The organism is Saccharothrix sp. AJ9571, assembly GCF_021725495.1.
Lineage (GTDB): Bacteria > Actinomycetota > Actinomycetes > Mycobacteriales > Pseudonocardiaceae > Amycolatopsis > Amycolatopsis magusensis.
In genome coordinates this window covers 5,510,551-5,523,782 of sequence record NZ_CP091382.1, presented here as the reverse complement: position 1 = coordinate 5,523,782, position 13,232 = coordinate 5,510,551, and the positions used below count along the sequence as shown (strand labels likewise).

The following is a 13,232-nucleotide window of genomic DNA, read 5'->3' as shown; positions in this document are numbered from 1 at the left end:
CCATTCGATTGACGGTCCGATGCTCGGCATCGACCCTCATGTGATCCAGCGTCGGGCGGCGGTTGGTGACGGGTCGCCACCGAGTGCCGCACGCCTGCGGCATAGCGATTGGAGATGCACTCGTCCTGCTCCACTACCAGCACGGACGCACAACCTGATGATCAGACGAGAGCACCGGTCGCTACTGGGAAAGGTTCAGCGAGCTGTCCATGCCGAGAGCACCGAGTTCTCGCGCAAGGTGGCATTTCCGACGGGCTGAGCACGGGAGCGAACGAGGTAGCTTGCGGCGTGCGAGAGAGTTTGCGTGGTCACTCCAGTGGTGCGGAGCCTATCGAGCGGGTGCCTGCCAGGGGGTGCCCCGCTTCGAGCTCTGCAGATGCTCGTTCTACCCTCAGCACCACTGGCAGCGTTCTTTTTCCTTCTGCACTGAGGATTGTCCTTGCCTGCCTTTGAAGGGCATCCAGGAGCGCGCTAACGTCTGAGAATTTAGCCGCTCGACTCTTGCGGGGTCCATCTTCTGCGTCCCATTGATCCAGCGGGTACCAGCCGACCACATACACACCGGTATCGGTCTGGGATGCGGGTAGATACCGCGCAGCGAGTTGATCGCATTGTGCGGAAAGTACGTCTTTGTGCCATGAACCTTTAATCTCGATGGGAACGCTTACCGTCTCGGCAGCGTCTATTTCTGCGTCTAGAGCGATTGCTTCTACGAGCAGATCGGGACGTTCTCCGGAGTCACCATCGTCCGTAGGCTTGATGACGACTTCACGGTTGATCACGATAGTGCGCCGTGTCAGTCGAAGTTGAAGTTCGTGTGCAAGGTAGGCAGCTAGAGACCCTTCGCTTTTGGGGCGCCATGCGGATGGGCGCCGGGTACCGGACGGACTTGCAGGTGGTACTCGATCCCGCTCGCGGTTCCATAACAGGTTCGAGTGGGTGTACAGGTCGCGCTGGACCTCGGTCAACGTTTCGACAATAAGATCAGCTAGTTGAGCTGCGGTCCGGACGACGCGACGGTCTGGGTCGATCAGCAGCTCGATGACTTGCTTCGGACTAGGCACGATCGTTGCTCGGGCCTGGGCGCGCCGCCTAGCGGCGATCAGGGCCGACTGAACGCGGACGTTTCCGGGAAACAGCTCGGCCAGGCGTCGTATACCGAGCACTGCCTGCGGGGTGCCCCGCTGAGCCAGTTGCGTCAGCAGGCTGTCGCGCCATTCATGAACCGGCCTGCCGGAAGCTTCGAAGCCTGGGCTCCAGACGTCGGTGTCCGGCGGTGCGACGTCGGCCAGCCAGCGCCATACTTCCTCTACTGATTCGTCGGACAGCGCGTCAGCCAGGTCGTTGCCGTGGCGACTGGGTGCACAAGCCATTGCCAACTCGCGAGCGAAGCCCGTCGACGCGGTGACAGCTTCGCGAAGTCGGGGCCAGGTTTCGCCTGGATCGGCCACTAGCAGCAGTTTGCCTGCTGCTACAGCGAAATCCGCCTGGTCGTCCTCGCCTCTGGCGGCCAACACCTGTTCGGCTTGCTCGAGAGCCGCACCGTTCCCAGTTGCGACGGGCTCACGGAGGAGGTCACCCCATGTCCTGATCGCGAAACTGCGGGCTTCGACTGTTGCTGGAAGTAGGATGGACTCGAGGTCTCCAGGCGGCGGATCGGTTTCGACGTCTGTTGCGTTCTCGGCGCCGGCGATGACGGAGTGCTTGCTCACAGCTTCTCGAACGTCATCGGCTAAGTTCACGAGGGTGGCGTGAACCTGCGTCGGAAGCATCGAGGTGATCTCCGCGAGTGCCCAAGGAGAGGCACCACGTGAGAGACTCACCGCGACCAGCTGCCGGACCGCTGCACCGAGTTCAGCCGGCGCATGCGCGACAGCCCTGCGCATCAGTTCACGCACGAGCGATGAATCACTCCGGGTCTCGACACGGTGCGCCTTATCAAGTATGACACCGACCCAAGCACCCCACCGATCGATCATGTCGTCTAGATCATCGTTGTCGTGAAGTACAATGAACGCGGCATAGCCAGCTTCGGCCCGGTAATCCATGGCTCGGGCACCTAGCCAGCCATCCCGATGATCGTGTTCGCCACGCAGAAATCGCCGGGCCGCGACATTGAAAGTCTGCGCGAATTCGCCAGGCGGCCATAGGATAACACCCGGCAGCGTGCGTGGATCATAGCCGTCAGACAGGCGGAAACGACCCGTTTGAGGGTCAGCCTTCAAATAGTGTGCGAGTTGCCAGAATGCGTCCGTGTCGCCTTCCTTGGCCGCATCCAGTCGAGCAGATTGTTCTCTCGCGAATTGTTCGGAATACTCCCACTCCTGCTCTTTGGAGTCGTTTGCGCGCATCGTTTTCGCCAGGCTGCTGTCGCACCTTACACCGTCAAACATCCAGCTGAAATGGACACCTTCGGGGGCATCTCGGCGCGCATAAGCCAGTTCGAAAGTATCCAGGTCGTAGAGGTTCGCCACGCTGGCTGCTACGTGACCCATCGCGTCAGCCTGCCGCACAGCCCCGATGGATCGATAGTGGTCAATCCTTTCGACTAGCCACGGGAAGTCAGCATTATCCAGCAGGACTTTCCGTCCACCACGACGAGAATCGGCGTATTTGAGGTAGATGTTGCGAGCAGCGGCCCAGCGTGACGTAACCAAATAGGCATGATAATTGCCGAATTCATCACACGTGGTAACAAAATCGCCGATCAGCGCCTCCGCTAGAGCGTGCCTAGCTTTTACACTCTCGCCGGTTTCGCTGCCTTTTTCGTCAATAACGTCGACCCCGAACGGCATGACAAGTGTGGCCGATGCGTTGATTAGTCGCGACATCTGACGAACCAGGACAGGGAGGTGATCAACAAGGTTGGGTGATATCGTTACCCGATCGAAAATCGGAGTCAGGAGCCCGTCGACAGTCTCGTTATCCGAGATGTCGAGGTAATGTTGCGATGCCGCGTTGTCCATTCCGCATGCAGGCCCCAGTAGATCTCCGACGATTTTGTTGACGAATTCCAACAGCTTCGGAATATCCAATTCAGCCACACTGACGGGAAAATATCGGAGATGCATCCGGTAAGCGCCGATCGTGACACCATCGCGAAGAGGATGCATATGTGGCAACATCTCCTTTAATTCAAGGTGTTCTGGCCACAGTACCGACAGAATGGTTCCTACGAGTTCCTCGTAATCTTCGTCGGGGTCGCCTATCTCCGCGAGACTCGCCAGCAGTGCACGCAGGCGCGGAGCTGCTGTTTCAGCGTTGGCGGTCATCGCTGCCCTGATCGCGTTGTAGCGTAGCGACGGGGCCAGGCTCTCCGCCTCGGCGACCTGAAGGAGTACCTGGGCGGCGTCGTGGACGACTCCGTCACGCGCGATGCGTATCGCCAAGCTGGCCGCCGCGAAATCTTGCAACGTGTCCGAGCCTGTTCGCAGAACATGATCCAGCACAGTTCGCAGTTGTGCAGCTAAGCCCTCGTGCGTCAGCTTCCACCTCATCCGGTGCCAGCCTCGATCGCTGAGCTCTACTTCGGCGGCGCGGCGCAGGAGTCCGTCCACCATCGCTGCACGGGTATCGGCGTCGGTGATGTAGGCACCGTGCGCGATCAAGCCTTCTGGGTCAGCGGTGGCCAGCCATCGAAAGTCCCGCGGGGAGTGGGCCAGGAGCCAAGCCGCTGTCTCCCGAAGGTGCGTCGGAATACTGGCGGTTGTTTCATCAGGAGCGGCGACCAAGAAGACAGCGGACAAGCTGCGCAGCACGCTACGAGCGCCACCTGTCCGCGTCGTGAGGTACCGCGCCGCGAGATACGCGGCGAACGACGAGTGCGCAAACGCGATCCTGCCGCGACCACTTCGAGCGAACAACGCGGTTTTGAGAGTTTCGGCAACCGCGGCCGGCGTCACATCGAAGTCGCCGGAGCAGGTTTCACGCCCCCCGCATAGCATCCCCTCCGTGAGGTCGTCAGGGCTGGCCTTCCCGTACTCACCACACCAAACCGTGCGGCGCCCGGCGAGGACCATGCGCGTAGCGATACGTGAGGCAATCACCAATCGGTGGTCGACCGTGGTTCCACTATAGGAGGCTGCCGCCCTCTGCCGATCATGCTCGTCGGCCAGGCGCCCGACGCCAAGTTCGAACAGCTCGCGCGGCCCCCTCGCTAGCGCACCTGGATCACGCTCGAACGCGGCGAGTAAGACCTTGAGGGTCAGCGGCAGGTTCGCGAGGGTACCTACCCCAGCGTTCGTGATGGCATCGACGAACGCAGTAGCGTCCGCTCCTATGCCGCTCACGAGTGCGACGACGTCTTCGCGTGTGAGCGGGGCCAGGTCAGCCACCACACACCCCGACAGCGCCTGCTCAAGCACCCGAGTCAGCGCCTCGGGATAATCAGCGGTCCGGCAGGCGATCAGAAAGCGGAGTGATCGCGTGTCCTTGCCACGCAGTGCGCGTCTGAGCCGATCAGGAAGCCGATGCACGTTTGCGGCCTCGTCAAGCTGGTCCAGCACGATCGTCAACGGGCCTTCAGGCGGATCCAAGCTTCCGACCTGTGGAAGTGCACCAAGGTGATCGCCTAGTGCATCGGTGAACGCGCCGGTGGCGCTTAGTTCCGAGCCGGTAATCCAGACCGTGCCTGGCGTACCCGGTGCGGGCTCCTGCGCCTCTGGGCCTGAGCCTGTTAATGCGGTGAAAGTTGTGGTCTTTCCAGCGCCTGGCTCGCCGAGCAGCACTAGGGCGCCGGTGCTCAACGCCTGTTCAGGCCGGATCATGCCCGACGTGGTCGCGGCGGATCTGCCGGAAGCGGGGTCCGGGAGGAAGCCATCGTCGTCGAGGTCGAATGGTGGGTCATCACCGTCTTCGTCGCCCCGTAGGCGCAGCCACCGCGGTACCGACTCGGCGAACACAAGTTCCTTACCCATATGGGGCCACCCCTTTCTGCTGCTGCAGCCGCGGACCATTGTCGCTGTGGCCGGCTGCGCCTCGAACTCCCGCCGTCTCATAACCTCCAGGGCTAGACAACCAGGGCAGAAGAGTCCCGATGTCCAGCAAGTCGATGTTGCTGCCGTGACCACGGGTGAACTCGCACACGGAAACGTCGAGATCGCCGAAGCTCGCTCGGAATCTGTCACGCAGCGTGGGAGAAGCCCGGTTGAGGGCCCAGTCCGCTGAGGACGTGCTCTGCTGCAGGAAGCGAACCGGCTCCGGGCCTAACACGAAAAGCTGTTTACGGCGGCTCGTCTCGTCGAGCGCCAGGTCGACAAAGACACTCCGTTTGCGCATGGCATCGGCTCCCTTCCATGCTGACAGCTTGAACTCAGCGACTCGCAGGTTTGTCTCCAGGTCGAACAGCCGAGTCGGATCGTTTCCGGCTGCCAGCGACGGTCGGCTGGCCACGTGTTCCCCCTCTTCCAGGATTAGGGGCATAGCCTGCAGGATCGCGGCAGCGTGAATGATGTCGTTCAGTCGGCCGGCGTGCTGCCGCACGAGCAACGCGGCAAGGACCCACGCCTCAGTCATGCCGAACTCGGTGGCAACTGCCGCAACTCTGGCGCGGTCGCTGCCTGCCAGCTCAGCCTCGATACGGCCGATTCGCTGAGTAAAGTCCTCTTGCGAGACGAAGGCGACCAGGGCCCGGAAAGCGTTGAGGGCAGCTGCGGTATCCGTAGGTACGGGTGTCGTCGACGTCACAGGCGACGATGCCGCGGCAGCACGGCCGGCGGTGATGGCGCTGGTCGTGAAACCCGCACGCCGTAGCAGTCGCAGGGCAGCGTGCGACGTGTATGCCGAACGCGGTACCCCTGTGACAATCTCGAGGAGCTGCTTCGGAGGCCATCGCTGCCCGGCTACCTCCACCCAGTGTTCCCGGATGCTTTCTGGAATCGCTTGCGCTGCCGCGTCCGTCACAGCCTCAACATCGGGCTGCCGCGTCACTCCGCCAAGCCGGAACTCCAAGTTCGCCCTCTTCACGCTATGGAGTCAATCGCTCCACCATCCAGCTAGCTAGCTAGCTACGGTTATGCACCGCCACGCGCTTTTTCTCATCTCCAGCGCGTGACCAGCCCTGAGTGCCTGTCCGCCGGACGGCGGTCAGCAGCCTTGCACCATTCGTCGTAGAGGGGCGACGCGTTGTTACTCCAAAGACCCCCGCCAGCGCGCGGACTGACTGCGCGGACATCCTGGCTTGGAGATCCTCTGCCGGATCGGACTGGCCTACATGGTGCGAGTACCGCCGCTGCTCGGCGACGTCATGTAGCAATCGGAGCACCCCGGCCCGACGCGCCCGAACCTCACCGTCGTCAGGGTGCACGATCTGGCGGTCACCGCCGACACCGAGCAGATGTACCTGGTGCGGTGCAGGCCGCCACCCGTCGGCGGGGTGAACCCCAAGCTTCCGCTGTGAATACCGTTGTCCAAGCCCCGCTGGCGGGCCACCGCGAGGTGCGTCGAAGTCCTCCGCTGCCACCCGCATCAGCACACGGAGAACTGTGGCACAGCTCGGATGGCTCTACGTGCACTCACCCAGCGCCAACCGCGCTACATCGGTGATCCCGTAACACTCCGGCGCGCGCCCTCGACTCCTCCGGCAAAAGGCCGGAGGGTGGATGAGCTGGCCGGAGAACTACCCGCTACTGCGCAGCACGAGGTCGCCAATCTGCTGGCCGAACTCGCGATCCTGTTGGCCGACCAAGCGACCAGCGCGCTCGATGCGTCACCCAACACTCCACCGAGCCGACGACTGGTTACGAAGCTTCGCCAACGGTGATCCTACGGCTACAATCTGTGGCTTGGTCACGGATGCCGCACCGAGGGGGCGCCACATCGATGGGGGGAGCCGAATGGTGGTCGCGGGGCGCAGAGAGTCGCAGCAGGCGACCGCTCCGGTGGCGATCGGCGGACTGCGGCAGCTGCTCGCCGTTCTGAAATCGCTCACCAGCCGACCTCGCTTTCGCGAGGCGCCGGAGAAAGACGCGTCGAGGCGCCGGGCCCGCCGCCCGGGTATCCCGATGATGTGCCTGGTGCGCGGGGTCGAGCAGGAAGCAATCCTGGACCGTCTGACCGAGTACCTGGCCGGAGCGCAACCCAAGCGGATCCCGTACGCGTACTACGCCTTTCCCAGGGCCGACCCGACGCAGACGGCGCAGGCCGGAGAAGTCCGGGCGGTCACCGAGGCTGACGTCGCCGGCGTGGCGGCCGTCCTGCTCAGCGTTGTGCACCAGCTTTCCTCGACGGGGAACGCGGTGCACGGGCGGTTCCGGTGCCCGCGCTTCCACCTGGTGTACTGGCTGATGAAGAGCACTTTCAGCGGTGACCCCGAGCGTCCGGACCGGGTGCTGCGCGATCTGCTGTTCGACAAGCTGCGTCAGCGTGACCTCGGCAGGCGGAAGCTCGATGCCCTGCCCGAGGCCGCCGCGGACACTGCGCCGCCCCTGCCGTGGTGGGCGCAGGTGGTGCTCCGCTTCGGTCCCGCACTGTGGTTCCGCATACGGCTCAACGCCGGTGTTCCGGTCATCGGCACCGAGTACCGCTGGTTGCTGCGCCAGCCGTACCTGGCGCCGCACGATCCGGGAACGGTCCTGGGTTTCGCCGAGCGGATCGCGTCCACGCTGGCGGTCGCCGAGCGGCCGGGGAACCAGCGTGAGGATCCCGGACAACTGTTGCGACTCCTGGTGAACGCCTTTCTCGAGGATCTGCGGGCCACCTATCGGCGACCACCGTGGCGACCACGCAACGCCCGTCGCACCACCTACGTCGTGGTACTGCTGGACAACATCAGCCGCCAGAACGGCGGCTACCTGCTCTTCAAAGCGATCAACGACGTCCGCAACGAGACCGGCGCGTTCGATCCCGTGGTCTTCGTCAGCGGCAGCCACCGGGTACCACCTCGTGCCCTGCGCCCGAACGAGTTCGCCGAACCCGGCGAGAAGGCGCACCAGGACCCGGGCACGGCCTACCAGGCTTGGCAGGACAACTTCCGCAGCAGCACCCGGAAACGTGAACCGGCTGCTTGGTACATGTCGATCGCCGTGCCGGAAACGGCGTCGGAAGCGGAGGAGGCCCCCGACCCCAACCACCACCTGGAGGTGCCGAAGTCGCCACTGTGGTCACGCAAGAGCGTGCTGGCCGCGGTCGCGGTGCTGCTCCTCGGTGGAGCGGCCTGGTGGGCCTACTCAGACGTGCAAGCGCATTGCGGCACGAGCCTGTTCAACGACAACCACTCGACGCTCGAGGTGTTCGACGACGGCACGCTCGACGGCCAGTGCGTCGGCGTGAGCAGCGAGCCGATCGCGTTGACCGGAAGCGCGCTGGCCGGGCAGAACAATGAGGGCAACGTCCACCAGTTCACCCGGGTGCAGGAAAAGATCGTCGAGCAGAACGCCGAAGTGGCCAGAATCCACGAGCAGGTGCCCGAGCGGCCCTATCTGACGCTGGTCTACTTCTCGGCCTTCAGCGCGGAGCGGTACACGCTGGCTTCGGAGAAGGAACGGCTGATGGGCGTCGCCGCCCGGCAGCGCGAGGCGCTGGACTCGGGGCAGGAACCGCTGGTGCGCATTCTGCTCGCCAACGGGGGCAACGAAATGCAGGCCGGGGAACGGGTGGCGGTTTTCATCCGGGACCTCGCCGACGACGATCCGAGCATCGTGGGGGTCATCGGCCTGGCGCAGAGCCGGGAAGCCACCGCCGCCGCGATCAGCGCGGTGGGGGAAGCCGGATTGCCGATGATCGCCGCCACCCTGTCCGCGGACCAGCTGCCCGGGCAATCCGGGATCTACTTCCAGGTAGCGCCGCAGAACAGCCGCGAGGTCGAGGTGATCGCCCGGTTCCTGCGCGACGCCGACCACGGACCAGTGCCGTCGGCAGTGCGCGTGGTGCAGTCAGCCGACACCCGTGACATCTACAGCACGAACCTCGGCACGGTCGCGTCGACGAAACTGGCCGAGGCCGGGTTCACCGTCGAGAAGGAAACCTTCTCGCCGTCCGGGACCAAGAACGAGAACATGCAGGAGGTCGGGGAACGGCTGTGCCGCACCGCACCGGACGAAGCCATCTTCTTCGCCGGTCGCCCGGTGGACTTCGGCACGATGCTGCGCGCCATCGGACGCTGCCCACAGCTCACGCCGCCGCGTATCATCGCCAGCGACGACGTCTCCCGCTATGTCGCGGACAACGAACTGCTCCAGGTCACCGACGTACCCTTCGCCTACATCTCCTTCGGGGTCGGCACCCTCGGTTGCACGGGCACCGGCGGACTGGCCAGCAACCTCACCAAGGCGTTCCCCGAAGCCTGCGCAGCCGGCCTCAACCCGACACTCGACGGCCATGCCGCACTGGCCTACGACACCCTGTCCGCCTTCATCACCGCGTCATCCCCAGGCAAGCAACCCAAGGCCGTGCACCTGGTCTCCAGGCTGTACGACATCGAGTTCGCCGGCGAAAGCGGGGTCATCGACTTCCGAAACGCGACCGTGCGCGGGATACCGGAAAACAAATTCCTTGCCGTGATGAGCGTGGACCCGGCACGCCCCGGCGGCGGTGTCCGGATCGCCGGCTACTGCGGCCGTCCACCCGAGACCATGAGCGGCGCTTCTCCCACACCGGCGAGCGACCTCTGCGCGGGATGAGGATTGCGCCAAGTATTGGCCATGTCTCGATGGACGCTGTGGAGGCGCATCGCCGGCAGCAGGAATACCGGCGACGTCGCCTTGAGTCAGGTGCGGGCCAGTCCCTGGTTGGGGAGGTCGGCAACGATGAGGGGGGCGAGGGTGGTGGTGGCGATGGTGAGTCCTTGCCAGATTTTGTCCGGGGTGCCGCTCCAGATGGGGTCTTCGTGTTCCACGGCGACGACTCCGTCGTAGCCGGCAGTGTAGAGCTGGCCGATGAGGCGGTTGAAGTCCAGGATGCCGCGGCCGGGGACGCGGTACTGCCACCAGCCGACGTCGGTGGGTGATGCGCGGTGGACGGTTTTGCCGAAAACGCCGTGGTGGGTGCGGGCGCGGTGGTCGATCTGGATGTCTTTGGCGTGGACGTGTTCGACCATGCCGCGGTCGAGGGCGTGGTCGAGGGCGTCGTAGGGGTCGATGCCCAGCCAGGGCAGGTGAGAGGGGTCGAAGGCCAGGTGGAAGCCGAGTTCGCGCATCCAGTCCCACAGTTCCGGGGAGTAAGCCAGATTGCCGGGCTGGCCGTCGGGGTGCCAGCCTTCCATCGGGCAGTTCTCCGCCAGCAGGCGCACACCGCGGGCGGCCGCGTAGTCGGTCAGGGGCCGTAGCTGGGTTTCGGCTTGCGTGAGGCTGCTGGTGATCGAGGTGGAGTGATCACGGCCGATGAAAGTGGTCACAGCCGGCACCTGCAGCATCGCGGCGGCGTCGATGCAGTGGCGCAGGTGCTGGTGGATGCGCTCTCGTTCGGCGCGGTTTTCGTGCAGGTTGTTCTCGCAGTAGGTCAGGGCGGCGATGGACAGCCCGTGGTGCTGCATCAGGTGCTGGACCCGTTGCGCGTCGGCGGTGGTGAACGCGGCCACGTCGAGGTGGGCGGCTTGGTGCGGGTGCTGGCTCGCCGTGGGCCAGGCCGCGATCTCGAGGCTGCTGAATCCGGCGGTGGCCGCGGCGCGGGCGATGTGCTCCAGCGACATGAAGGGCAGGCAGGCGGTGAGCAGCCCGAGTTTCATGGTGTCTCCGTGGTGGTCAGGGTGGCCAGCCAGTGTTGGGTGTCAAGGGTGTGCGGATGCTCGGGTCCCGGGCGGCGGTTCCACTGGATGGCCAGGATCCGGCGCAGTGCCCGTCTGGTCCTGCGCAGTCGCCGCGGGTGGGCTTGCCATGTGGCCAGCGCGAGGTATTTACAGGTTTCCAGGGTGTCAGGATGGCGGCGGCCTTGGACCGCTGTTCGATCACGCCGCAGTGGCTGCAGAACGGCGGTGGCCGCGGCACCACGGCCGGCGAGGACGTACAGCTTGCCCAGGGAGTGCCGGGTGTCCAGGGTGTCGGGGTGCCGGTCACCGAGGAGTTCAGCGCGGTCGCGCGCGACTTGGTGGTAGGCGCCGATGGCCGCGTCGAGCTGTCCTGTTTGCCCGAGCGTCCACGAGTGCATGCAGCGCACGTGCAGGCGTAGTCGCGGGTCGGTCTCGGTGTCGCGGCTCAGCTGGTGGTCCAGTTCGCGCAACCCGGTTTCGGCCTCGGTGGCGCGTCCGGCCATGGCCCGGGTCCAGTGCAGCACGCGCAGGGTCGGCACAGTGCGAGGATCGCGGTGACCGAACGCCCGGACTTCGTCCGCGTGCAGGTCCAGCAGCAGTGACTCGGCCTGGGTGTGGTCGCCGCGTTGTAGATGGGTGAAGGCGTGGACGCGGCGCAAGTCGAGCACGGCGGGATGGCCGGGGGCAAGCTGGCCGCTCAGCGGCAGCGCAGTCCTGGTCAGCGTGTGCGCGGTGTGCTCGTCGCGGTCATCGAGGAGCGCTTGGGACGCGGTGACGGTCACCCTGAGCAGCTGCTCGGCCCGGTCGGAATCAGGTGTGCGCGCCGCGTCGCGCAGCGTGTCGCGGAGTTCGTCGGCATGCTGGCCGATCCGACGCCGCCGCGACCGGGACAAGGTCCGCAGATCGGGAAGGCCGGCCAGAGCGCTGAGCGGTCCGGAGCGCTCAGCGGTCGCTATACCCGCAGCTGAGCGCCGCGCGTAAAGCGACCAGGCGAAAGCTGTGCCGCGGGCCAGTCGGGTGATCGGACCCCAGCGGTCGTTCTGCAAGGTACTCATCAACTCAGGCCGCCATTCGTCCTCGTAGACGCTGTTGAGTTCCGGAGGGAGCGAGCGGGCGGCCCGGCGCAGCAGCCACAACGGCAACTGCTGGATCCGGGTGCGGATCTCCTCGCTGAGCAGGTCCGCGCCGATCAGGGCCAGCAGTGTGCCCGCCACAGTGATCGCGCCGCCGACCAGGATCATGGTCAGATCCATCCCAGTTCCCTCCCCTGGTGGCGCCGCGAAACCCATTCCGGGCGCGGAGCGAGGGACTCGGGCAGGCTGAGCCGGGCCGTCAGGGTGGCGAGCTCCCGGCGCGCCACCGGCTCGCCCTCGGGGCTGAGCCGGTACATCATCCGTGCCGGCCGACCGGCGGCGACCGGGTCAATCTGCTCCTTCTCCTTGATCAGGATTCCGGCGTTGTGCAGGCGAGCCAGGATCGGATACAGCTTCCCGCTGGGAAAGCCGATGTCCTGCATCAGGTCGTAGCCGTAGCGGGGACGCGAGGGGTCTTCGAGGAAGGACCGCAACACGCTCGCCACCGCCGTGGTGATCCGCAACGAGGTCATAGTAAGAGTCTTACATAGGGGGGGTGTGCGGCGCCACCCTTCCTCGGCCGCGGACACGTCTTCGTGCGCCATTGCTGGTGCTGCGTAGCTGATGCCCTTGTCCACTTCGAGGAACCGGGTGCCTCGTGGCGGGATCGCGGTGATCATGGACTCCCGGCGTCTTTCGTCGCATCCCTGCACGCAAGCCCGGCAGCAGCACACCGTCGCCCCATGGTTACCAAAGGTGATGTACTCTCACCCAACGTGCTCGAAGGTTGCCTGCGGGTCTCGACTGCGGTGATGCCGCGGATCGTCCTGGCGAATGGGTGATGAGCACGAAACTCAAGCCTTCAGTGTCGAGGTGGTTGCCCTCGGCGAGCCAGTCCAGGCAGGAGGCGAAGGTTTCGCGATACACCGGCAGCACGACGACCGGCAGTCACCGGCGACGCGGCCGTAGCCGCCGCCCCATCCTCCGTGGCCCGCGACGCAGACAGGGCCCCGGCCAGAGTCCCAAGAACACGAAGCGGCAGTACATCTCGGCGCGCAAGTTGGAACCATTGTCACCTGAAACGTTCAGCGATGTCTGACCGCGACCCAGCCATCGGTTCGGGTTGGGCCACCGGCTTAAGCGAAGTGGGACACCGAAGCCAGGTCATCGTGGCGTCGAGCGCTCGCCCCCGCCAGACCGTCACTTGCTGGCCCTGGTCCGCGAGCGCCTGGTTGCGCCGCTCATCGGTCTCCGCGATGGCCGGTGCAACTGCGCTTCGCGTCTCCGGATTGGAGCAGAGGACGTGCAGGACACGCCAGCCCGGCGGCCAACGACGGAGATGTTGACGGCGACGTGCCCTGCACAGCTGCGAAATCGCGTCGTGGACACGTCCGAGAGCGACCTGCGTACTGCTGAAACGGGCGGTCAACGCGGTAGCAATACAGGCGAAGCGCTCCATCGCTCACCGTTGGCGCCGA

The 13,232-nt window shown here is 65.0% G+C and carries 6 protein-coding genes; 1 reads left to right on the top strand and 5 read right to left on the bottom strand.

The features are described 5' to 3' along the window. Positions 1–308 precede the first annotated feature (308 nt). Entirely contained in the window at positions 309–4,916 is a 4,608-nt protein-coding gene (locus tag L3Q67_RS25610) for an NACHT domain-containing protein (protein WP_499184014.1), read from the bottom strand. Then, positions 4,909–5,964 (bottom strand): hypothetical protein, encoded by a 1,056-nt coding sequence (locus L3Q67_RS25605; RefSeq protein ID WP_499184013.1) that lies wholly within the window; start codon positions 5,962–5,964, stop codon positions 4,909–4,911. The genes L3Q67_RS25610 and L3Q67_RS25605 overlap by 8 nt, the downstream gene beginning before the upstream one ends. Positions 5,965–6,833: 869 nt before the next feature. On the opposite strand from L3Q67_RS25605, the gene L3Q67_RS25600 reads away from it, so the two are divergent. Then, entirely contained in the window at positions 6,834–9,617 is a 2,784-nt protein-coding gene (locus tag L3Q67_RS25600) for an ABC transporter substrate-binding protein (protein ID WP_499184012.1), read from the top strand. Between the two features lie 86 nt (positions 9,618–9,703). On the opposite strand, the gene L3Q67_RS25595 is transcribed toward L3Q67_RS25600, so the two are convergent. Genes L3Q67_RS25595 through L3Q67_RS25585 form a run of 3 tightly spaced genes read right to left on the bottom strand, consistent with a single transcriptional unit; the run spans position 9,704 to position 12,434 of the window. Next, positions 9,704–10,660, bottom strand: a complete 957-nt coding sequence (locus L3Q67_RS25595; RefSeq protein ID WP_499184011.1) for a sugar phosphate isomerase/epimerase family protein — start codon at positions 10,658–10,660, stop codon at positions 9,704–9,706. Next, positions 10,657–11,934, bottom strand: coding sequence for a tetratricopeptide repeat-containing protein (locus L3Q67_RS25590; RefSeq protein ID WP_499184010.1), 1,278 nt, complete (start codon positions 11,932–11,934; stop codon positions 10,657–10,659). Before L3Q67_RS25590 ends, L3Q67_RS25595 begins: the two co-directional genes overlap by 4 nt. After that, on the bottom strand, positions 11,925–12,434 hold the full coding sequence (locus tag L3Q67_RS25585) for a PadR family transcriptional regulator (protein ID WP_499184009.1): 510 nt from the start codon (positions 12,432–12,434) through the stop codon (positions 11,925–11,927). Before L3Q67_RS25585 ends, L3Q67_RS25590 begins: the two co-directional genes overlap by 10 nt. Positions 12,435–13,232 lie beyond the last annotated feature (798 nt).

What these genes read in the sequence shown, in the direction of transcription:
- L3Q67_RS25610 (WP_499184014.1), bottom strand. Translation starts at nt 4,916, where the DNA reads ATGGGTAAGGAACTTGTGTTCGCCGAGTCGGTACCGCGGTGGCTGCGC.
- L3Q67_RS25600 (WP_499184012.1), top strand. Translation starts at nt 6,834, where the DNA reads ATGGTGGTCGCGGGGCGCAGAGAGTCGCAGCAGGCGACCGCTCCGGTG.
- L3Q67_RS25595 (WP_499184011.1), bottom strand. Translation starts at nt 10,660, where the DNA reads ATGAAACTCGGGCTGCTCACCGCCTGCCTGCCCTTCATGTCGCTGGAG.
- L3Q67_RS25590 (WP_499184010.1), bottom strand. Translation starts at nt 11,934, where the DNA reads ATGGATCTGACCATGATCCTGGTCGGCGGCGCGATCACTGTGGCGGGC.
- L3Q67_RS25585 (WP_499184009.1), bottom strand. Translation starts at nt 12,434, where the DNA reads ATGATCACCGCGATCCCGCCACGAGGCACCCGGTTCCTCGAAGTGGAC.